The organism is Stenotrophomonas sp. 1L-E-5-B-C3 (genome assembly GCF_057292075.1).
The window spans coordinates 1-19,969 of sequence record NZ_JBXAWS010000019.1 but is presented as its reverse complement, the minus strand read 5'-3'; the positions used below and the strand labels follow the sequence as shown (position 1 = coordinate 19,969).

19 protein-coding genes are annotated in these 19,969 nt (G+C 66.4%); 8 read left to right on the top strand and 11 right to left on the bottom strand.

Annotated features, from left to right (window positions below; all coding sequences use genetic code 11):
- Positions 1–160 precede the first annotated feature (160 nt).
- Positions 161–1,345 (top strand): pyridoxal phosphate-dependent aminotransferase, encoded by a 1,185-nt coding sequence (locus tag AC0Z6F_RS19175; protein ID WP_012512150.1) that lies wholly within the window; start codon positions 161–163, stop codon positions 1,343–1,345.
- Between the two features lie 119 nt (positions 1,346–1,464).
- On the opposite strand, the gene AC0Z6F_RS19170 is transcribed toward AC0Z6F_RS19175, so the two are convergent.
- Both AC0Z6F_RS19170 and AC0Z6F_RS19165 read right to left on the bottom strand, forming a co-directional pair.
- The gene (locus AC0Z6F_RS19170) at positions 1,465–3,561 is read right to left on the bottom strand and encodes a prolyl oligopeptidase family serine peptidase (protein WP_154354835.1); all 2,097 of its coding nucleotides are present in this window, start codon (positions 3,559–3,561) and stop codon (positions 1,465–1,467) included.
- Positions 3,562–3,630: 69 nt separating this feature from the next.
- On the bottom strand, positions 3,631–3,957 hold the full coding sequence (locus AC0Z6F_RS19165; protein WP_006393450.1) for a hypothetical protein: 327 nt from the start codon (positions 3,955–3,957) through the stop codon (positions 3,631–3,633).
- A gap of 127 nt (positions 3,958–4,084) precedes the next feature.
- Between AC0Z6F_RS19165 and AC0Z6F_RS19160 the strand changes: the two genes are divergently transcribed.
- The gene (locus AC0Z6F_RS19160; RefSeq protein WP_006393456.1) at positions 4,085–4,687 is read left to right on the top strand and encodes a lipocalin family protein; all 603 of its coding nucleotides are present in this window, start codon (positions 4,085–4,087) and stop codon (positions 4,685–4,687) included.
- Between the two features lie 83 nt (positions 4,688–4,770).
- Here AC0Z6F_RS19160 and AC0Z6F_RS19155 read toward each other — a convergent pair whose 3' ends face one another.
- The 3 genes from AC0Z6F_RS19155 to AC0Z6F_RS19145 all read right to left on the bottom strand — a co-directional run bounded on the left by AC0Z6F_RS19155 (position 4,771) and on the right by AC0Z6F_RS19145 (position 7,571).
- Positions 4,771–5,460, bottom strand: coding sequence for a methionine ABC transporter permease (locus AC0Z6F_RS19155; protein WP_012512152.1), 690 nt, complete (start codon positions 5,458–5,460; stop codon positions 4,771–4,773).
- Entirely contained in the window at positions 5,457–6,464 is a 1,008-nt protein-coding gene (locus AC0Z6F_RS19150; RefSeq protein ID WP_006393468.1) for a methionine ABC transporter ATP-binding protein, read from the bottom strand. The genes AC0Z6F_RS19155 and AC0Z6F_RS19150 overlap by 4 nt, the downstream gene beginning before the upstream one ends.
- A gap of 210 nt (positions 6,465–6,674) precedes the next feature.
- On the bottom strand, positions 6,675–7,571 hold the full coding sequence (locus AC0Z6F_RS19145; protein ID WP_012512153.1) for a DMT family transporter: 897 nt from the start codon (positions 7,569–7,571) through the stop codon (positions 6,675–6,677).
- Between the two features lie 151 nt (positions 7,572–7,722).
- On the opposite strand from AC0Z6F_RS19145, the gene AC0Z6F_RS19140 reads away from it, so the two are divergent.
- Positions 7,723–8,205, top strand: a complete 483-nt coding sequence (locus AC0Z6F_RS19140) for a YajQ family cyclic di-GMP-binding protein (protein ID WP_006393629.1) — start codon at positions 7,723–7,725, stop codon at positions 8,203–8,205.
- Between the two features lie 108 nt (positions 8,206–8,313).
- Here AC0Z6F_RS19140 and AC0Z6F_RS19135 read toward each other — a convergent pair whose 3' ends face one another.
- The 3 genes from AC0Z6F_RS19135 to AC0Z6F_RS19125 all read right to left on the bottom strand — a co-directional run bounded on the left by AC0Z6F_RS19135 (position 8,314) and on the right by AC0Z6F_RS19125 (position 12,229).
- Positions 8,314–9,408 (bottom strand): helix-turn-helix domain-containing protein, encoded by a 1,095-nt coding sequence (locus AC0Z6F_RS19135; RefSeq protein WP_232273997.1) that lies wholly within the window; start codon positions 9,406–9,408, stop codon positions 8,314–8,316.
- Between the two features lie 209 nt (positions 9,409–9,617).
- Positions 9,618–10,745, bottom strand: a complete 1,128-nt coding sequence (locus AC0Z6F_RS19130) for an NAD(P)-dependent alcohol dehydrogenase (protein ID WP_012512155.1) — start codon at positions 10,743–10,745, stop codon at positions 9,618–9,620.
- Between the two features lie 17 nt (positions 10,746–10,762).
- On the bottom strand, positions 10,763–12,229 hold the full coding sequence (locus AC0Z6F_RS19125) for a benzaldehyde dehydrogenase (RefSeq protein ID WP_012512156.1): 1,467 nt from the start codon (positions 12,227–12,229) through the stop codon (positions 10,763–10,765).
- A 194-nt stretch (positions 12,230–12,423) separates the two neighbouring features.
- Between AC0Z6F_RS19125 and AC0Z6F_RS19120 the strand changes: the two genes are divergently transcribed.
- A complete protein-coding gene (locus tag AC0Z6F_RS19120) occupies positions 12,424–12,990 on the top strand; it encodes a DUF1415 domain-containing protein (RefSeq protein ID WP_012512157.1) in 567 nt (188 codons plus the stop codon).
- Positions 12,987–13,790, top strand: a complete 804-nt coding sequence (locus AC0Z6F_RS19115) for an SDR family oxidoreductase (RefSeq protein WP_006394009.1) — start codon at positions 12,987–12,989, stop codon at positions 13,788–13,790. The genes AC0Z6F_RS19120 and AC0Z6F_RS19115 overlap by 4 nt, the downstream gene beginning before the upstream one ends.
- Before the next feature lie 71 nt (positions 13,791–13,861).
- On the opposite strand, the gene AC0Z6F_RS19110 is transcribed toward AC0Z6F_RS19115, so the two are convergent.
- Positions 13,862–15,892 (bottom strand): M3 family metallopeptidase, encoded by a 2,031-nt coding sequence (locus tag AC0Z6F_RS19110; protein ID WP_485618161.1) that lies wholly within the window; start codon positions 15,890–15,892, stop codon positions 13,862–13,864.
- 170 nt (positions 15,893–16,062) lie between these two features.
- On the opposite strand from AC0Z6F_RS19110, the gene AC0Z6F_RS19105 reads away from it, so the two are divergent.
- Positions 16,063–16,467 (top strand): hypothetical protein, encoded by a 405-nt coding sequence (locus AC0Z6F_RS19105; RefSeq protein WP_006394184.1) that lies wholly within the window; start codon positions 16,063–16,065, stop codon positions 16,465–16,467.
- Between the two features lie 101 nt (positions 16,468–16,568).
- Here the strand turns inward: AC0Z6F_RS19105 and AC0Z6F_RS19100 are convergent, their stop codons facing one another.
- Positions 16,569–17,681: a PLP-dependent cysteine synthase family protein gene (locus AC0Z6F_RS19100; RefSeq protein WP_012512159.1), complete on the bottom strand. Its 1,113-nt coding sequence runs from the start codon at positions 17,679–17,681 to the stop codon at positions 16,569–16,571.
- A 125-nt stretch (positions 17,682–17,806) separates the two neighbouring features.
- On the opposite strand from AC0Z6F_RS19100, the gene gloA reads away from it, so the two are divergent.
- Both gloA and AC0Z6F_RS19090 read left to right on the top strand, forming a co-directional pair.
- Positions 17,807–18,322: a lactoylglutathione lyase gene (gloA, locus tag AC0Z6F_RS19095; protein ID WP_006394246.1), complete on the top strand. Its 516-nt coding sequence runs from the start codon at positions 17,807–17,809 to the stop codon at positions 18,320–18,322.
- A 90-nt stretch (positions 18,323–18,412) separates the two neighbouring features.
- Positions 18,413–18,841, top strand: a complete 429-nt coding sequence (locus AC0Z6F_RS19090; RefSeq protein ID WP_012512160.1) for a VOC family protein — start codon at positions 18,413–18,415, stop codon at positions 18,839–18,841.
- 67 nt (positions 18,842–18,908) lie between these two features.
- On the opposite strand, the gene AC0Z6F_RS19085 is transcribed toward AC0Z6F_RS19090, so the two are convergent.
- Positions 18,909–19,340, bottom strand: a complete 432-nt coding sequence (locus tag AC0Z6F_RS19085; RefSeq protein WP_006394252.1) for a CBS domain-containing protein — start codon at positions 19,338–19,340, stop codon at positions 18,909–18,911.
- Positions 19,341–19,969 lie beyond the last annotated feature (629 nt).

The window sequence follows — 19,969 nt, the reverse complement described above, 5'->3', positions numbered from 1 at the left end:
GACGGGGTCAGATCCCTTTTCCCGAAAAGGGATCTGACCCCAATACCGGCAATGCGGCAACCCTGCGGATCGTCATGGGTCGCGCGCGGCCCTCCTCCGGGCCAGAGCCCTTTTGCACGCAAAAGGGATCCGACCCCGGCACGCGGCGTACCATGGCGGCATGAGTACCCTGCCCCACACGCCGGGCTACAGCCGGCGCAGCCATGAAATCGCCCCGTTCCACGTGATGTCCCTGCTGGCCCGCGCACAGGCGCTGGAACAGGCCGGCCATGATGTGATCCACCTGGAGATCGGCGAACCGGACTTCACCACCGCCGAACCGGTCGTACGCGCCGGCCAGGCCGCACTGGCCGCCGGCCACACCCGCTATACCGCCGCGCGCGGCCTGCCGGCCCTGCGCCAGGCGATCAGCGGCTTCTATCGCAGCCACTATGGGCTGGACATCGATCCCGAACGCATCCTGGTCACGCCCGGCGGTTCCGGGGCGCTGCTGCTGGCCAGCAGCCTGCTGGTCGATCCCGGCCGCCACTGGCTGCTGGCCGACCCCGGCTACCCCTGCAACCGCCACTTCCTGCGCCTGGTGGAAGGCGGCGCGCAGCTGGTGCCGGTCGGCCCGGACACCGCCTACCAGCTCACTCCATCGCTGGTGGAACAGCACTGGAATGCCGACAGTGTCGGCGCGCTGGTGGCCTCACCCGCCAATCCGACCGGTACCGTGCTCTCCGCCGACGAACTGGCGGCGCTGTCGAAAGCCCTGCAGGCGCGTGGCGGCCATCTGGTAGTGGACGAGATCTATCACGGCCTGACCTACGGCCTCGACGCAGCCAGCGTGCTGCAGGTGGATGACAACGCGTTCGTGCTGAACAGCTTCTCCAAGTATTTCGGCATGACCGGTTGGCGACTGGGCTGGCTGGTGGCGCCGCCGGCGGCGGTGCCCGATCTGGAGAAGCTGGCGCAGAACCTGTACATCAGCGCGTCCAGCATCGCCCAGCACGCTGCGCTGGCCTGCTTCAGCGCGGAATCGATGGCGATCTTCGAGCAGCGCCGGCAGGCTTTCCAGCAGCGCCGCGACTTCCTGCTGCCGGCCCTGCGCGAGCTCGGCTTCCGCATCGACGTGGAGCCGCAGGGCGCGTTCTACCTGTACGCCGACGTCAGTGCATTCACCGATGACGCGCAGGCGTTCTGCAACCACTTCCTGGAAACCGAGCACGTGGCGTTCACCCCGGGCCTGGATTTCGGCTTCCACCGTGCCAACCAGCATGTGCGGCTGGCCTACACCCAGGAAGTGCCGCGGTTGCAGGAAGCGGTGGCGCGGATTGCGCGCGGGTTGAAACGATTCCGGTAGCGCCGGGCCATGCCCGGCGGCATATTGCCGCGCTCCGCGCTCGCCGGGCATGGCCCGGCGCTACCGTTCAACGAACGCCCAAAGAAAAACGCCGCCCGAAGGCGGCGTTTTTCATTCCATCACTTACCGCCCAACCGCTCCCACAGGAAGCTGTAGGCCAGCGCCGACATGTGCGCTGCCTGCGCATTGTTGGCCGCACCGCCGTGGCCACCTTCGATGTTCTCGTAGTAGGTCACGTCCTTGCCGGCGTCGATCATCTTCGCTGCCATCTTGCGGGCGTGGCCCGGGTGCACGCGATCATCGCGGGTGGAGGTGGTGAACAGCACCGGCGGGTAGGTCTTCTTCGCGTCGAACAGATGGTACGGCGAGAAGGTCTTGATGAACTCCCAGTCGCTGGTGTCCGGGTTGCCGTACTCGGCCATCCACGAGGCACCCGCCAGCAGGTGGCTGTAGCGCTTCATGTCCAGCAGCGGTACCTGCACCACCACCGCACCGAACAGCTCCGGGTACTGGGTCAGCATGTTGCCGGTGAGCAGGCCACCGTTGCTGCCACCCTGCACACCCAGGTGCTTGGCCGAGGTGATCTTGCGGGTGACCAGGTCCTGCGCCACGGCGGCCATGTCTTCATAAGCCTTGTGACGGTTCTGCTTCAGCGCCGCCTGGTGCCAGCGCGGGCCGTACTCGCCACCGCCACGGATGTTGGCGACCACGTACACGCCGCCCTTCTCCAGCCAGGCGCGGCCCATGCCACCGGAGTAGTTCGGGGTCAGCGAGATCTCGAAGCCACCGTAGCCGTACAGCAGGGTCGGGTTGGAACCGTCCAGCTTCATCGTCTTGTCGTGCACCACGAAGTACGGCACGCGGGTGCCATCCTTGCTGGTAGCGAAGTGCTGTTCGATCACCTTGTCCTTGGCATCGAAGAAGGCCGGCATGGTCTTGAGCACTTCCGGTGCCTTGCCGATCTCGGCCAGTGCCAGCGTGGTCGGGGTCAGGTAGTCGGTGGCGGTCAACCACACCGCATCACTGTCGTTGCTGTCCACTGCTGCCACGCCGAGGGTACCGAACGCCGGTGCACCGACGAACGCGCTCTTCTGCCAGCCCTTCGCGCCCGGAGTCAACACCGACAAGCGGTTTTTGACGTCGTCCAGCACGTTCAGTACCAGGTGGTTCCGGGTCCACGAAGCGCCGGCCAGCGAAGTGGTCGCGGTCGGAGTGAACAACACCTCGAAATCGCGTTTGCCGGCCAGGAAGTCATCCAGCTTGGTCGCCAGCAGCGAACCGGAGGCATAAGTCTTGCCGCCCACGGTCCAGGCGTCACGCAGCTCCAGGGTCAGCCATTGCTTGTGCAGGCCCTTCTCGGCCGAGTTCGGCGCGTCGATCTTGGTCAGCGTGCCGTCGTCGCTGCGCAGGTAGATCTCGTTGTTGTAGAAGGCCAGCGTGCGGCTGACCAGGTTGCGCTCGAAGCCCGGGGTGTCATCGTGCATCGCCGCGATGTACATGTCTTCCGGCTTGCCTTCGTACACCACGCTGGCCGAAGCCATCGGCGTGCCGCGCTTCCACAGCTTGGCCACGCGCGGGTAGCCGGAGGTGGTCATCGAGCCGGCACCGAAGTCGGTGTAGACGAACACGGTGTCGCGATCGATCCAGTTCAGGCCGCCCTTCGATTCCGGACGGAAGAAGCCGTCCTTGATCCAGGACTTGTTGGACAGGTCGAACTCACGGGTGACATCGGCATCGGCGCCGCCGCGCGACAGCGCGATCAGGCAGCGGCTGTAGTCCGGGCGCAGGCAGTCGGCACCGTGCCAGACCCAGTTCTCACCCTCGGCCTTGTTCAACGCGTCCAGGTCGAGCACGGTTTCCCACAGCGGCGAGGCCTTGCGGTATTCGGCCAGCGTGGTGCGCCGCCACAGGCCGCGCTCGTGCTGCTTGTCCTTCCAGAAGTTGTAGTAGTAGTCGCCGATCTTCTGCACGCCGGGGATCTTGGCGTCGGAGTCGAGCACCTCGCGGATGCTGGTTTCCATCTGCTTGAAGGCAGGGGTCTGTGCCAGGCGCCCTTCGGACTTGGCGTTCTGTTCCTTGACCCAGGACAGCGGCTTGTCGCCGGTGACGTCCTCCAGCCAGGCGTAGCGATCGGTTTCTTCAGCGGCCACGGCGGTCCCCACCGAGGCAGCGGTCATCATGCCGGCCAGCAGGCAGGCGGAAGCGAGTCGTGACATTGCAGCTCCAGGCAGTCATAAGCCCAGGAACGCTAGCACGGAACATCGCGGCCGCCCCCGTGTCGAAGGTCAGGCCGTGGCCGTCGAGCCGCGCCGGCCTCGAGGCGTCCCGCCGCTGCGACGTCGCGCCTGTCCACCGGTACGACGTGCCAGCCGCAGCCACGACAGGCGTGGCAACGGGAAGCGCAGCAACGCCCACCAGGCCACCAGCGGCATGCCTACCAGCCACATCGGCAGCCAGCCCAGCCAGGCGCTGCTGCCGCGCGCGGCCGGCCAGACCAGTACCAGCGCCAGGCCGGCCAGGGCCAACTGCTGCACGCTGCGCAGCAGGCGCGGGTCGGCACGCTCGAGGATGACGCGTTCAGTTGCAGGGCGACGGACGGAACGTGCGTTCATGGGGCTTCTCCGGTAGACAATGCAACACAGCTTGGGCAAGCCCCTTCTCACAGGTTGCGACACCATTGACGGATCGCGTGCACACAGTCGACCATGCGCGTGCAAGCCCACTGGAGCACGCTCCCGCATGACCTCGATCCGCCCGCTCTGCGCCGTGCTGCTGGCCCTGTCCCTGGCGGGCCCCGCCATGGCCACCAGTGAGCCGCCGTCGCCCCGTGCCAGCGCAGCGCGCGCTTCCGCCCTGGACGAACCGATCGACCTGAAGCGTTTCATGGGCACCTGGTACGTGATCGGCCGCGTGCCGAACTTCATCGAACGCGGCCATGTCGCCAGCGTCAACCAGTACGAATTGCGCGACGAACACAAGGTCGGCATCACCTACCGCTACCGCGATGGCTTCGGCGAACCCCTGCAGGAAGTCCGCGCCCGTGCCAGCGTCGACCCGGACAGCGGCAACCACGGCTGGCGCACCTGGTTCTATCGCGTGGTGCCTACCCATTCGCGCGTGCTGGAAGTCGCCCCGGACTACTCATGGGCGCTGATCGGCTACCCGGGCCGCGAGATGGCCTGGATCTTCTCGCGTACGCCGGACATGGACAAAGCCCTGTACAAGGAGCTGGCCGAGCGCCTGCGTGACGAGTACGGGGTGAACACCGACAAGCTCAAGCGCGTGCCGCAGCATCCCGAGCAGGTCGGCAAGCTGGGCTACGAAGTGCCGAACGAGCGTTGAGATGGCGCCGCTGGGCATGGCCCGGCGCTACCTGCCACATGACCCTTCCGGTAGCGCCGGGCCATGCCCGGCGGATTCACCGATTATTTGCGGCTGTAATGCGTGACCAGGCGGTCGCCGAGCATCTGCAGCAGCTGCACCAGCACCAGCAATACCACCACGGTGACCAGGGCCACGTCGGTACGGTTGCGCTGGTAGCCTTCGCGAAGCGCCAGGTCGCCCAGGCCACCGGAACCAATCGCACCGCCCATTGCCGTGAACCCGACCAGCGCCACCGTGGTTACGGTCGCGGCTGCAATCAGGCCCGGGCGGGCTTCGGGCAGCAGTACCCGGCTGACCAGTTGCCAGGTGGTGGCGCCCATCGACTGTGCTGCCTCGACCACGCCGCGGTCTACTTCACGCAGGGCGGTCTCGACCAGCCGCGCGTAGAACGGTGCCGCACCGATGACCAGTGCGGGCAGCGTGCCGAGCACACCGATCGACTGGCCCATCAGCCACAGCGACACCGGGATCAGCACCACCATCAGGATGATGAACGGTACCGAGCGCAGCAGGTTCACCACCAGCGCCAGCACGCCGTAGGCAAAGGGCCGGCGCTTCAGCTGCGGCGCACCGAACACGTACAACAACACGCCCATCGGCAACCCAATGGCCAGAGTCAGTGGCAGCGAACCGGCCATCATCAGCAGCGTCTCGATGGTGGCCTTGCCGATATCCACCCATTTGTCCGCATCCAGGTGGCGGAAGAAACCTTCAGCAGTGGCGGCGATCATCGACGCAGTTCCTCAACGTGCACGCCGGCGGCCACGAATGCGGCCTGCGCGGCGGACTGGTCACCGCCCACCAGGGCGACCACCAGCTGGCCATACGGGGTGTCCTTGATCCGGTCGATACGGCCGGACAGGATGTTGTAATCGACCCCGGTCTGGCGCGCGACGCTGCCGAGCAGGGGTTCATAGGTGTCGCCGCCGAGGAAGGTCAGACGCACGATGCGACCGCCGACGACGTCGAAATCGCGGTGCAGCGCGCCTTCATCCACATGCTCCGATTCGCTGACGAAACGGCGCGTGGTCGGGTGCTGCGGATGCAGGAACACCCGGGTGACCGGCCCGGTCTCGACCATCTGACCGGCATCAAGCACGGCCACGCGATCGCAGACACGGCGGATCACGTCCATCTCGTGGGTGATCAGCACGATGGTGAGGCCCAGCTCTCGGTTGATCTTCGACAGCAGTGACAACACCGAAGCGGTGGTCTGCGGGTCGAGCGCACTGGTCGCCTCGTCGCACAGCAGGATCTGCGGGCGGGTCGCCAGCGCACGGGCGATGCCGACGCGCTGCTTCTGGCCACCGGACAACTGGGCCGGGTATTTCTGCGCATGCGCTTCCAGGCCGACGGTCTGCAGCAGCTCGGCCACGCGCGCGTCGATCTCCGCCTTCGGCGTACCGGCCAGTTCCAGCGGGAAGGCGACGTTGCCCGCCACCGTGCGCGAAGACAGCAGGTTGAAGTGCTGGAAGATCATGCCGATGCGCCGGCGCAGCGCGCGCAGGCCGTCCGGGTCCAGCGCGGTGACATCCTCGCCGCCGATCAACAGCCGTCCACCGCTGGGCTCTTCCAGGCGGTTGATCATGCGGATCAGGGTCGACTTGCCGGCACCGGAATGGCCAATGATGCCGAACACCTCACCGGCCTCGATGGTCAGGTCCAGCGGTTGCAGCGCGCTGACCTCGCGGCCGGCAACGGCATAGGATTTGTGCAGGCGCTGGAACTCGATCACGGGCGTGACTCACCGGCTGGGTGGCGGAAGGGGGCGTGCAGCCTACCAGCGTGGGGGCTTGCGCGCCCGCGCCATGGGCCAGAATGTTATTCCTTTTGGTTCTAAGGCGTAATTGCCGGCGATGACGTTGGGGTCAGAGCCCCTGCGGGGATCCGACCCCGGGGTCGGATCCCCGCAGGGGCTCTGACCCCATTCCCCGGCCCAACGGACTCAGGGATGATCCAGCGGCTTCGGCGGCTCCTGTCGGTTCACCCGCTCGCGATGCAGCAGGTAAAGGCCGGAGGCGACAATGATCGCCGCTCCCACCCAGGTATAGCCATCCGGCAGCTGGCCCCAGAAGGCCAGATCCCAGCCGATCACCCAGACCAGGCCGCTGTACTCCAGCGGCGCGATCATCGAGGCCTCGCCCAGCTGGAACGCCTTGGTCAGGGCAATCTGGCCCAGCGCCCCAGCCAGTCCCATGCCGGCGATCAGCGGCGCATGCGCCAGTTGCAGCGGCACCCAGCCCGGAATCGCCAGCAGGCCGGCGCCGATGGCCATGATCACCAGGAACCAGACCACCATCGACTGCGAGGTATCGGTGCGGGTCAGCAGGCTGACCGTGATCGCGGCGATGGCATAGGCGGTGGCCGCCGCCAGCACCATCAACCCCGGCACCGAGATGAAGCCGTCCACGCCCGGCCGCAGTACCACCAGCACGCCGATCAGGCCGATGCCGATGGCCACCCAGCGCCGCGGCCCAACCCGCTCGCCCAGCAGCGGCACCGACAGCGCCGCAATCAGCAGCGGCGCGACGAAATAGATGGTGTAGGCGGTGGACAGCGGCAGGTCACGCAGGGCGAACACGAAGCAGCCGATCATCGCCATGCCCAGCGCGCCGCGCAGCAGGTGCAGGCCCCAGCGGCGCGGGATCAGCGAGCGCGGGCCGGCGCTGACCAGCACCCAGACCAGCACGAACGGCAGCGAGGCCGCGCCACGCAGGAAGGTCACTTCCAGAGTCGGATAGCTGGCCGACAGCTGTTTCATGCCAGCATCCATCAGCGAGAAACAGGCGACCGCCGCAACCATCCAGGTCACCGCGCGCGAGGGAGAGCGTTGCAGGTTCATGGCCCATTATCGCCCGCCCGTTGCTCTTATGTAGCGCCGAGCCATGCTCGGCGGCTTTGTGTAGAGCATTCGAGCATGGCTCGACCCTACAAAACGGGCATGCAGCCGGCGCGATAGAATGGCCGCCACTGAATTCTGCGGAGCCTCGCCCATGCCTTCCTTCGACGTCGTGTCCGAAGTCGACACTCACGAGCTGACCAACGCCATCGACCAGGCCAACCGCGAGCTCGCCACCCGCTTCGATTTCAAGGGTGTGGATGCCAAGTTCGAGCGCGAGGGCGATGTGATCAACCAGACTGCGCCGACCGAGTTCCAGCTCAAGCAGATGAACGACATCCTGCGCGCGCGCCTGGCCGCGCGCGGCATCGACGTGCTCAGCCTGGAATTCGGCGATATCGAAACCAACCTGGCGCAGGCCCGGCAGAAGATCACCGTCAAGCAGGGCATCGAGCAGAAGATCGCCAAGAAGATCGCTGCGGCACTGAAGGATGCCAAGCTGAAGGTGGAAAGCCAGATCAACGGCGACAAGCTGCGCGTGCAGGGCAAGAAGCGCGACGACCTGCAGGACGCCATCGCGGTGCTGAAGGCCGGCAAGTTCGAGCTGCCGCTGCAGTTCAACAACTTCCGCGATTGATGGATTTCGCCGGGCTGGGCCCGGCGCTACCGGGTGGCGCGCGACTGATGACCCGGCGCGCCCCGGGCTGCAACGGTAGCGCCGGGCCATGCCCGGCGGACTGCGCGATCAATCGCGCAGCAGCTTGTACAGCGTGGTGCGCGAGATACCCAGCTGGCGTGCGGCCAGGCTGAGATTGCCGTCTGTGGCCTGTGCCGCACGGCGTGCCGCCTCGCGCTGCTGGTCACGCAGCAGCAGCGCCCCCGGGTTTGTCGGCGCACTCCGCTGCGCGCCGCGCCGCAATGCACCTCGCGGTGCCTGCAGATGCTGCAGGTAGACCGCACTGCCCTCGCCCAGCCGGACCCGATGCGGCGCACCTGGTTGCAGCAGGCGACGCCGTTGCGCCGCACTGGCACCGGCAAACAGCGCCTCCAGACTCAGCAACGGCAGCGGCCCGCGCCGTGGCAGACCCAACAGGCGCCTTGCAACGCGGTTGGCCGCGCGCAGCTGGCCGTCCTCCTGCACCGCCAGCAGCCCTTGCAGCGGCGACGCCAGCCAGCGTGGATCATGCTGCACGGCCAGCAGGTGCACGTCGGTGAGGGCATGGAACAGGCGGTTCTCGCTGGCCAGCGCGGCCTGCCGGAAATAGCCCTGCAGCAAGGACGGATCGCGCTCGCCCAGGCCGGTGATGTCGATCACCCCGAAGATCTTGCCGTCGAGATCGTGCAGCGGCTCGCTCAGGCAGAACACCGGGGCGAAACGCTGCAGGTAGTGCTCGTTGCCACGCACCAGCGCCGGCAGGTCGTCGGCCAGGCTGACCGCCGGTGCCGTGGTGCCGATTTCGCTCTCGCCCAGCCGCCGCCCAACCTGGATCGGCCTTAACAGTGGCGCGTCTTCCAGGCCATGCGCCTGCTGCGCGACCACCATGCCGTCGCGGTTGGCGCAGAACATCGTCCAGCCCCGTCCGCCGAACGCGGCCCAGAGTTGTTCCAGCTCCGGCTGCACGCAACGCGCCAGGCGTCGGTCATCGGGATGGGACAAATGGCGGCCATCGCCCAGCAGCGGCCGGTAGTCCGGCTCCTGCCCCGGCCGCAGGCCGGCCGCACGCGAGCGCTGCCAGGACTGCTGCAACGGCAAGGGCAGCACGCCCAGTGACTGTGCATCGCCCTCGGCGAAGGCCGCCCGGGCGGCCACCAACTGCTGTTGTCCCAGTGCGGAAGCCATCATGGATGCAGAGTACACCCGCGCTCGCCATGCCCGCGTTACGCCACGGCAACGGAACGTTTCCGCCAGGAACTCATGCCCCAATCAAACACGGGGGGTCAGAGCCGTTTTCCTCTGGAAATCGGATCCGACCCCATCGCATGTCCAACAGTTCGCGGAGACCTGTCCAAGGCCGGGTGCCGGGCGCAACCGTGCACCCCACCCTGACCTTACGCCGCGATTCGCAGGATCGGCTTCAGCGTAATACCCCGGGTGCTGTCTTCGGCGGCCTGGTTGATCTGTTCCAGCGGATAGAACTTCACCAGCTTGTCGAACGGGAAACGGCCCTGCTGGAACAGTGTCACCAGCTGCGGAATGAACACCTGCGGCACGCTGTCGCCCTCGACGATGCCGCGGATGCTGCGACCGCCGAGCAGCAGGTTGTTCACATCGAAGCTGGCGGTGGTGCCCAGCTTCGGCGCACCGACCACGCCCATCATGCCAAGCCCGCCGAGCGCTTCGATGCCGGCGGAGAGCACTTCCGGGCGACCGGTCGATTCCAGCGCAAAATCAGCGCCGCCGCCGGTGATCGCACGCACGGCCTCGACCACATCGGTCTCGCGGCTGTTGATCACGTGGGTGACCCCCAGTTCCAGCGCCAACTCCAGGCGCGACGGCACCACATCGATGGCGATGATGGTGGTGGCGCCAGCCACCTTGGCCGCCATCACCGCGCTCAGGCCGACTGCACCGGCACCGTAACTGGCGAAGCTGCTGCCGGACCGCACCTGCAGCGAGTTGAGCACCGCACCCGCGCCGGTCTGGATGCCGCAGCCCAACGGACCGAGCAGTTCCAGCGGTGCATCGTCCGGCACCTTGATCGCATTGATCTCGCGTGCAAGTGCGTAGGTGGCGAACGAGGACTGTGCGAAGAAGTGGTCGTGCAGCGACTGGCCCTGCGCATCGGTGATCGCGGTATGGCCGTGGCCATCGTCGCCACCGAAGTTGAGCGCAAAGAAGTCACGGCAATACGCGCCGTGGCCACCGCGGCAGGGATTGCAGTGACCACAGGCACCGTAGGTCAGCACCACATGATCTCCGGCCTTCAGTTCCTTGACGTTGGGCCCGACCGCTTCAACGATGCCGGCACCTTCGTGGCCAAGTACCGCCGGCAACGGCACCGGGTAGTACTGGTCGCGCACGATCAGGTCGGTATGGCACAGGCCCGTGGCCACCACCTTCACCAGCACCTCGTCGTCCTGCGGGCCGCGCAGCGTGGCCTGCTCGATGACGAAAGGCTGTTCCTTGCCGCGCACCACGGCGGCGGTGATCTCACGGGTTGCAGTGTCGATGTTCATACGTGGATCCTCCTGGATCAGATCGGGTAGGCGGGCGCTTCGCCCTTGACGGTCAGCCACTGCCACTGGGTGAATTCTTCGCCGTTGGCCGGGCCACCGATGCTGGTGCCGTTGCCGGACGCACCCACGCCACCAAAGGGATTGATCACTTCGTCGTTCACGGTCTGATCGTTGATGTGCAGCAGGCCGGTGCGCAGGCGTTCGCCGATCTTCAGCGCGCGGCCGACATTGCTGGAGATGATCGCCATCGACAGTCCGTACTCGCTGTCGTTTGCCAGGCGCACGGCTTCGTTGTCATCGTCGAACGGCACCACCACCGCTACCGGTGCGAAGATTTCTTCGTTGAATGCCGGATTGTCGGCCGCGACGTTGCCAAGCACGGTCGGTGCAAAGAACAGGTCCCGGTGCGTACCGCCCGCTTCCAGCGTGGCGCCGGCCTGTACCGCCTGCTCGACCACGCGCAAGGCGTGGTCGCGCTGGCCGGCGTTGATCAGCGGGCCTATTGCTACGTCCTCGCGTGCAGGATCGCCCACCTTGAGCGCGTTGGCCTTGGCCACCAGCTTCTGCAGGAACGCGCCGTGGATCTTCCGGTGCACCAGCACGCGGCCGGTCGCCATGCAGATCTGGCCCTGGTGCAGGTAGACGCCCCACGCGGTGTTGGCCACTGCCAGATCGAGGTCGGCATCGTCCAGAATGATCAGCGAGTTCTTCCCACCCAGTTCCAGCGAGACCTTCTTCAGGTGCTTGCCCGCGGCCTCGCCCACCTTGCGCCCGGCCGCCGTGGAGCCAGTGAACTGGATCATCGCCACGTTCGGATCGCTGGTCAGTGCAGCACCGGCCGCACCGTCACCCGGCAGCATGTGCAGCACGCCCGCCGGCAGGCCGGCCTGCTCGAACAAGCGCGCGATCACCGCGCCACCACACACCGCCGTGCGCGGATCGGGCTTGAGTACCACGGCATTGCCGAGTGCAATCGCCGGGGCCACCGCGCGCATCGCCAGGTACAGCGGGAAATTGAACGGCGAAATGATCCCCACCACGCCCAGCGGCCGGCGCCGTGCCAGGTTCAGCCGGCCCGGTTCGGAGGGCAGGATCTCGCCGACGCTGCGCGACGGCAGTGCGGCGGCTTCATGCAGCGCCTTGATCGTCACCTTGGCCTCGAAGCCGGCCTTGAGGCGGGTCGAGCCGCTTTCGCGGACCAACCAGTCGATGAGGGTGTCGATGTTCTCCTCGGCCAGCCGCGCAGCCTTGCGCAGCACCTCGGCGCGCTGTTCATAGGGTGCGGCGGCCCACGCCTGTTGTGCCTGCGCAGCGGCAGCCGCCGAACGCGCCACCTGCGCCGGGTCCGCCAGACCGATCTCGCCGAGCGACTGGCCGGTAGCCGGTTCGATCACCGGCTGCCGCTGCACAGCGGCCTGCCAGTGCCCATTGAAGAAGGCGCCGGCCCAGAGGGCGTCCGGCAGCCACGGGGAAGGTGCAGTCATGTGGAGTCCTCCTGTGTCGTGCGTCCATTCCACGCCCGTAGGCCCTGGCGGGCAATCGGCCATCCGCCGGTAGCCTGCAAGGGATTGAATCAACGGGGATTTACAGCATCGCCACTGTCCAGTTCCTGCACAGTGAACAGCGCGGCAGCGGCACACTGCCTACAATGTCCGCCCCGCCAGCCGACGTGCCCGCCATGACCGATACCTCCCTGCCCACCGATGACCCGATCGCCGCCACCCGCCTGTGGCTGGAGCGCATCGTCATCGGCCTGAACCTGTGCCCGTTCGCCAAAGCGGTGTACGTGAAGGACCAGGTGCGCATCGTGCTCAGCGACGCCACCACGCCCGAGGCGCTGGTTGAACAGCTGGCCGAAGAGCTGGTGCTGCTGCGTGACACACCCGCCGAGCAGATCGACACCACCCTGATCGTGCATCCGCAGGTGCTGACCGACTTCCTCGACTACAACGACTTCCTCGACAACGCCGACGCAGCGATCGAGGCGCTGGACCTGCAGGGCATCCTGCAGGTGGCCAGCTTCCATCCGGACTACCAGTTCGATGGCGTGGCCGCTGACGACGCCAGCAACTACACCAACCGCGCGCCCTTCCCTACCCTGCACCTGCTGCGCGAAGACAGCGTGGCACGCGCGGTGGAGGTCTATCCGGACCCGGACGTGATCGTCGAACGCAACATCCAGACCCTGGACCGCATCGGCGTGGAAGGCTGGCACCGTCGCCTGCGCGGTGACGACCTGTCGTGAGCACGGTACCGCCGATTGCCGCATGGCCGGCCGCGCCGCTGTCGGGCAAGGTAGTGCTGGTCACCGGCGGTGCCAACGGCATCGGCCGCGGTATTGCCCAGGCCGTGCTCGGTGCCGGTGGCCGCGTGCTGATCGGCGACCTGGACACCGAGGCCGGCGAAGCGTGCCTGGCGGAATGGCAGCGTGGCGACGATGCCGCGTTCCAACCGTTGGACATCACAGATGAAGCCAGCGTGCGCGCTTTCATCGCCGTGGCCCTGCAGCATTTCGGTCGCATCGATGGGCTGGTCAACAACGCTGGCATCGCCGGCCCGCACGGTACGTTGCTGCAGGACATGGACTGGGACGAATGGCAGCGCCGCCTTTCGTCGCTGCATGGTGCGTTCCTGTGCAGCAAGCATGCGCTGCCGGCACTGTCGGCGAATGCTGCCGGCACAATCATCAACATCGCCTCGACCCGCGCGTGGCAATCCGAATCACATAGCGAAGCCTATGCCGCAGCCAAGGGTGGACTGGTCGCCTTCACCCACGCGCTGGCGATCAGCAGCGGGCCGGCGGTGCGGGTGAACAGCATCAGCCCCGGCTGGATCGGCACCTCTGACTGGCAGGCGCCCTCACGCCGACACGCGCCGCAGTACTCGGCCGAAGACCATGCACAGCATCCAGTGGGGCGTGTTGGACGCCCCGGGGACATCGGCGCCCTGGCGGTGTACCTGCTGTCGTCGTTGTCCGGTTTCACTACTGGCCAGGACTTCGTCGTGGACGGCGGCATGACCCGGAAGATGATCTACGCCGAATAGAAAAAGGGGACGGAGGGGATTAAGTCGTTTGTGCACAAACGACTTAATCCCCTCCGTCCCCTTTTTTGCGCTTACGCCATGCCCGAATGGCGCAGCAGCGCGTCGATCTGCGGTGCGCGGCCACGGAAGGCCTTGAAGTTCTCCGCCGCCGGGCGGCTGCCACCACGCGACAGGATCTCATCGCGGAAGCGCGCGCCGGTTTCAGCCAGCGCCTGCGGCTCCTCCTCGAACGCCGCATAGGCATCGGCGCTCAGCACCTCGGCCCACTTGTAGCTGTAGTAACCGGCTCCGTAGCCGCCGGCGAAGATGTGGCTGAACTGATGCGGGAAGCGGTTCCAGACCGGCGGGTGGTTCACCGCCACTTCCGCGCGCACACGATCGAGCAGTGCCAGAACGCTGTCCTGCGCCGGCTCGAACTGGCTGTGCAGCAGCATGTCGAACAGGCCGAACTCCAGCTGGCGAACGGTCGCCATGCCGCTATGGAAATTGCGCGCGGCCAGCATGCGCTCGTACAGCGCGCGCGACAGCGGCTCACCCGTTTCCACATGCGCGGTCATGCCCTGCAGGTGGTCCCATTCCCAGCAGAAGTTCTCCATGAACTGGCTGGGCAGCTCCACCGCGTCCCATTCCACGCCGTTGATGCCAGCCACACCCAGTTCGCCGATGCGGGTCAGCAGCTGATGCAGGCCGTGGCCCATTTCATGGAACAGGGTGGTCACTTCGTTGTGGCTGAAGGTGGCCGGCTTGCCATTGGCACCACGGCCGAAGTTGCACACCAGGTAGACCAGCGGCGTCTGTACGCTGCCGTCGGCACGCTCGCGACGGTTGCGGCAATCATCCATCCACGCGCCACCGCGCTTGCCTTCGCGCGCGTACAGATCCAGGTAGAACTGGCCCACCAGCGCGCCCTGCGCATCGACCAGGCGGAAGAAGCGCACATCCTCGTGCCAGACCGGCGCGCTGTCTTCCTGTACGCGCAGGCCGTACAGCTGTTCGATCACCGAGAACAGGCCGCCCAGCACCTTGGGCTCGGTGAAGTACTGCTTCACTTCCTGCTCGGAATAGCTGTAGCGCGCCTGCTTGAGGCGGTCGGCGGCGAATGCCAGGTCCCAGGCCTGCAGGCTGTCGATGCCGAGCTGTTCGCGTGCGAACTGCTCCAGTTCGGCGCGGTCCTTGGCCGCGAACGGCTTGGCGCGTGTAGCCAGGTCACGCAGGAAACCAAGCACCTCGGCCGGGTCCTGCGCCATCTTGGTCGCTACCGAATAATCACCATACGAGCCGAAACCGAGCAGCGCGGCCAGTTCAGCGCGCAGGGCCAGGATCCGGTCGATGTTGCCGCTGTTGTCCAATGCATCGTCGCCGAACTCGGACGCACGCTGCGCGCTGGCGCGATACAGGATCTCGCGCAGATCGCGATCTTCAGCCCAGGTCTGCACCGGCTGGTAGCACGGCATCTGCAGAGTCAGTTTCCAGCCGGTCTTGCCGTCTTTCTCTGCTGCGGCATGCGCGGCGGCCTTCACGTCAGCGGGTACGCCGGCCAGACGGTTTTCATCCTCGACGATCAGCGACCACGCATCGGTGGCGTCGAGCACGTTCTGCGAGAACTTCGCCGACAGCGCCGACAGCTCTTCCTTGATCGCGGCGAAACGCTGCTGCGCCTCGGGTGCCAGCTCAGCGCCACCCAGGCGGAAATCGCGCAGCGTGTTGTCCAGCACCTTGCGCTGGGCCTCGTCAAAGTGCGCCACCTCGGCGCTGGCAGCCAGGGTCTGGTACTGCCGGTACAACGCCAGGTTCTGGCCCAGCGCACTGGCGAAACGGGTCACCCGTGGCAGGTTGCTGTTGTAGGCCTCGCGCAGTTCCGGGGTGTTGACCACGCCCTGCAGGTGGCCGACCAGGCCCCAGGCACGCCACAGGCGCTCGGTGGCATCGTCCAGCGGGGCAACGAAGGTCTCCCAGCGCACCGGCTGCACCTGCTCGGCCGTGCTGACGGCGGCTTCGGCCTCGGCCAGCAGCACGTCCAGCGCCGGCGCCACGTGCTCGGGGCGGATCGCCTCGAAGCGCGGCAGGCCGGAAAAATCGAGCAGGGGGTTGGCAACGGTCACGGCAGATCTCCAGGGTACGGGCCCGACAGGCGGGCAGCACGGTAGATATGGCGCTGCCGGGCGTGGCTGACAAGGGGGCGCCGCCCGGTATTCACGTCGGCCTTACGGTCGCGGTTCGAAGCTCTGGCTGCGGGGGAGTCCGCAGCAGTAGGTACCCAACGAGGCCCCACATGGAAGGTCTGGCTGCAGTTGCATCCGCCTCATCGGCGCGGTCGCTGGCGTTGTCCGCCAGCGCGGCCGAGCTGTCCTGGATCGCCGCGCTGTGCGATGCCGGCGACGACGCCCCGCGCCACCTGCAACAGCTGCAGGCCGTGCTGCAGCAGGGTGGCACCTTCAACGATGCCCAGGAGTGGTACCCGTTCGAGGTGATCGAACGCGGCGCCAGCCAGCTGCGGCTGGGCCATGAGCGCGAGTTCGTGATCTGCGTGCTGCTGTGGCTGCAGGCACTGGCCCAGGGCCGGGCCAGCGGCCTGGACCCAAGCCTGCACCTGGATGATCGCGCGATGGACATCGAGGCATTGCCCGATGCGCTGCGCGATGCAGTGCTGGATGCGTTCACCGCAGCGGGGTACTGATCGGGGTGCGACACACCGCCGCGCTCGCCGGGCATGGCCCGGCGCTACCCTTTCAGCACGATCGGTAGCGCCGGGCCATGCCCGGCGGAAATGCCGACCGGCTACAGTGCTTCCAAGCTGCACCACGGCAGTTGCGGCAGGCCCTGCCCGGCTACCGCAGCAGCCAGCTGCGCGTCGGCCCCCTGCACATCGATACCCTGCCGTGCATACCACGCCGGGTCGTAGTAGCTCTGCGCATAGCGCTCGCCGCTGTCGCACAGGATGCTGACGATGCTGCCCTGGTGGCCGGCCTCGCGCATCCACTGCGCGGCCTGCAGCACGCCGATGAAATTGGTACCGGTGGAGCCACCCACGCGTCGACCGAGCTGGCGACTGACATGGCGCATCGCGGCCAGGCTCAGTGCATCGGGCACCTTCACCATCGCATCCACACTGGTCGGAATGAAGCTCGGTTCCACCCGCGGCCGGCCGATGCCTTCCACGCGCGAACCGCCGCTGCAGGTCAGGCCACGCCAGTCCTGCTGGCCGGCCACGGCAGCCTGATAGCCATCGAAGAACACCGACACTTCCGGGTCCGCGCAGAGGATGCGGGTGTCATGCCGGCGGTAGCTGACATAGCGGCCCAGCGTGGCCGCGGTACCGCCGGTGCCGGGGCTGCACACGATCCACTCCGGAACCGGGCTGGGCTCTTCGGCCATCTGCTTGAAGATGGATTCGGCGATGTTGTTGTTGGCGCGCCAGTCGGTGGCACGCTCGGCGTAGGTGAACTGGTCCATGAAGTGGCCGCCGGTGTCGCGGGCGAGCTTTTCCGAATCACAGTTGAGGTCACAGGCACGCTCGACCAGATGGCAGCGGCCACCATGGAACTCGATCGCGGCAATCTTCTCCGGCGAGGTCGTGGCCGGAATCACCGCGATGAATGGCAGGCCCAGCAGGCGCGCGAAATAGGCTTCGGACACCGCGGTCGAGCCGCTGGATGCCTCGATCACCGGCCGCCCCTCGCGCAACCAGCCGTTGGTCAACGCATACAGGAACAGCGAGCGGGCCAGCCGGTGCTTGAGGCTGCCGGTGGGATGGCTCGATTCATCCTTCAGGTACACATCGATGCCATCGAACCCGGGCAGCGCCAACGGGATCAGGTGGGTATCGGCGGAACGGTTGAAATCGGCTTCGATCTTGCGGATGGCGGCGGCCACCCATTCACGCTGCGACATGGCGGGCAATGGTCATCAGGACGGAACGGTGCGATCCAGCCATTGTACGTCGCGGTGCCGTCAGGTGGCGGCCGGTAGAATAAGCACATCCGGCCGGCAACGGCCCTGTCTGAAGGACCTCCCCCATGACCATTCCCGCCCTGCGCGATGTCCCCGGCGTCGCCGCCCAGGCTCCGGCCGAAACCACCGGCTTCGTGTTCAACCACACCATGCTGCGGGTGAAGGACATCACCGCCTCGCTGGACTTCTACACGCGCGTGCTGGGCTACCAGCTGATCGACAAGCGCGACTTCGCCGAAGCCCAGTTCAGCCTGTACTTCCTGGCCTACGTACCGGCCGGCGCCGTGGTACCCGAGGATGACGACGCCCGCCGCGTGTGGATGGCCGGCCTGCCGGGCGTGCTGGAGCTGACCCACAACCACGGTACCGAGAGCCAGGACGGCGCGGTCTACCACGACGGCAACAGCGACCCGCGCGGCTTCGGCCACATCTGCGTGTCGGTGCCGGACATCGAGGCCGCCTGCCAGCGCTTCGAGGATCTGGGCGTGACCTTCCAGAAGCGCCTGACCGACGGTCGCATGAAGAACCTGGCCTTCATCAAGGACCCGGACGGCTACTGGGTCGAGATCATCGCCAACTGATAAAAAGGGGACGGAGGGGATTAAGTCGTTTCTGGCACTATTAGCCGGAAGCGACTTAATCCCCTCCGTCCCCTTTTTTGCGAGGTTGGTATGGAAACGATGGAACTGCACCGCGGGCGACTGATCGACCACATCCAGCTGGTCGTACGCGACCTGGCCGCCAGCCGGCGCTTCTACCAGGCGGTGTTCGATACGATCGGCATCCCGATCGCCGGCGAAGGCGATGATTACTTCTGGGCCGACGAGCTGTTCATTTCCAGCGCCAGCAGCGAAGCCGCCGCCGGCCAGCTGACCGGCCGCCACCACCTGGCGTTCCAGGCGCGCGACAGCGCCACCGTCGATGCCTTCCACACGGCGGCCATCGCCGCCGGAGGCAAGGACAACGGCGCACCCGGCGAGCGCCCTTACCATCCCGGCTACTACGGCGCCTTTGTGCTCGATCCGGATGGCAACAACATCGAAGTGGTCTATCACGGTCCGGCGAACTACAGCGCCGATTCGGTGAAGGTCACTTTCTGATATCACCGAAGCCGTGAACGAAGAAGCCGGGCAATGCCCGGCTTCTCTGCATCCAAGGGTCCAGCCCTCAGTGGGCGGCCATGTAGATGTCCTGCAGCACGGCCTTTTCCAGTTCCAGCTCACCCAGCAGGTTCTTCACGATGTCGCCCAGGCTGAGGATGCCCACCAGCAGGGTACCTTCGGTGACCATCAGATGACGGCGCCGCGAGTACGTCATCAACGACATGGCCTGCTTCAGGGTGGCCTCCGGCGCAATGCCTTCCAGGCCGGTGGACGGCAGGCTGGAGATCACCCGTCGGCCGGCCTGCGGGCCGTCGTCGGCCAGGGTACGCACGATGTCCTTCTCGGAAATGATGCCAACCGGGGCATCGTCCTTCATCACCACCAGCGCAGCGATCTTGTTCGCGCTCATCTTGTGGGCGGCGGCACCGATGGTGTCTTCGGCGTCGATGGTGATGACAGCTTCTTTCTTGGATTGCAGGAGTTCGCGGACGTTCATTCTTGTTTCCTGGTGCAGGTCACTAAGTCAAAAAGTGTGCTCTTCCGATGCGCCCCCTCCCCGGGAACAGACCTTTCAGTGCACGTCTGGCGCACCCGGCTGCCGCTTGGAATGGATCGGCAGACATCGTGCTGCAACGCGAGCGAGGGGGATTCAGCGGCGCAACCCGGACCTCGGTCAAAGTGATTCTACGACTGCGACCATCGGTCACTACCGGCATCGATAGGACAGTTCATCGTGGGAACCAACTGACGATCCAGAGAATGGCACCGCGGCTGAAACCGCCGCTGAATACAGGCGATGTCGCGCATTAAAGATTGATTGCCGGCTGCCGACAGCGGACAGAACACCCGGCGGCTGTCCCACTTGGCACGCCCCCCCCCCCCGGCGCAAACGAAAGGGGCCCACGTGGGGCCCCTTCGCATGCAGCATCCAATGGACCCGACGGGGTTATTCCACCGTCACGCTCTTGGCCAGGTTGCGCGGCTTGTCCACGTCGGTGCCACGCGCCAGTGCGGTGTGATATGCCAGCAGCTGCACCGGGATGGTGTGCACGATCGGGCTGAGCACGCCGGCATGGCGCGGCGTGCGGATCACATGCACGCCCTCGGACTCGTTGAAGTTGCTGT

What these genes read in the sequence shown, in the direction of transcription:
- AC0Z6F_RS19170 (WP_154354835.1), bottom strand. Translation starts at nt 3,561, where the DNA reads ATGTCACGACTCGCTTCCGCCTGCCTGCTGGCCGGCATGATGACCGCT.
- AC0Z6F_RS19165 (WP_006393450.1), bottom strand. Translation starts at nt 3,957, where the DNA reads ATGAACGCACGTTCCGTCCGTCGCCCTGCAACTGAACGCGTCATCCTC.
- AC0Z6F_RS19140 (WP_006393629.1), top strand. Translation starts at nt 7,723, where the DNA reads ATGCCTTCCTTCGACGTCGTGTCCGAAGTCGACACTCACGAGCTGACC.
- AC0Z6F_RS19105 (WP_006394184.1), top strand. Translation starts at nt 16,063, where the DNA reads ATGGAAGGTCTGGCTGCAGTTGCATCCGCCTCATCGGCGCGGTCGCTG.
- AC0Z6F_RS19085 (WP_006394252.1), bottom strand. Translation starts at nt 19,340, where the DNA reads ATGAACGTCCGCGAACTCCTGCAATCCAAGAAAGAAGCTGTCATCACC.
- AC0Z6F_RS19155 (WP_012512152.1), bottom strand. Translation starts at nt 5,460, where the DNA reads ATGATCGCCGCCACTGCTGAAGGTTTCTTCCGCCACCTGGATGCGGAC.
- AC0Z6F_RS19130 (WP_012512155.1), bottom strand. Translation starts at nt 10,745, where the DNA reads ATGAACATCGACACTGCAACCCGTGAGATCACCGCCGCCGTGGTGCGC.
- AC0Z6F_RS19135 (WP_232273997.1), bottom strand. Translation starts at nt 9,408, where the DNA reads ATGGCTTCCGCACTGGGACAACAGCAGTTGGTGGCCGCCCGGGCGGCC.
- AC0Z6F_RS19100 (WP_012512159.1), bottom strand. Translation starts at nt 17,681, where the DNA reads ATGTCGCAGCGTGAATGGGTGGCCGCCGCCATCCGCAAGATCGAAGCC.
- AC0Z6F_RS19125 (WP_012512156.1), bottom strand. Translation starts at nt 12,229, where the DNA reads ATGACTGCACCTTCCCCGTGGCTGCCGGACGCCCTCTGGGCCGGCGCC.
- AC0Z6F_RS19175 (WP_012512150.1), top strand. Translation starts at nt 161, where the DNA reads ATGAGTACCCTGCCCCACACGCCGGGCTACAGCCGGCGCAGCCATGAA.
- gloA (WP_006394246.1), top strand. Translation starts at nt 17,807, where the DNA reads ATGACCATTCCCGCCCTGCGCGATGTCCCCGGCGTCGCCGCCCAGGCT.
- AC0Z6F_RS19145 (WP_012512153.1), bottom strand. Translation starts at nt 7,571, where the DNA reads ATGAACCTGCAACGCTCTCCCTCGCGCGCGGTGACCTGGATGGTTGCG.
- AC0Z6F_RS19120 (WP_012512157.1), top strand. Translation starts at nt 12,424, where the DNA reads ATGACCGATACCTCCCTGCCCACCGATGACCCGATCGCCGCCACCCGC.
- AC0Z6F_RS19090 (WP_012512160.1), top strand. Translation starts at nt 18,413, where the DNA reads ATGGAAACGATGGAACTGCACCGCGGGCGACTGATCGACCACATCCAG.
- AC0Z6F_RS19160 (WP_006393456.1), top strand. Translation starts at nt 4,085, where the DNA reads ATGACCTCGATCCGCCCGCTCTGCGCCGTGCTGCTGGCCCTGTCCCTG.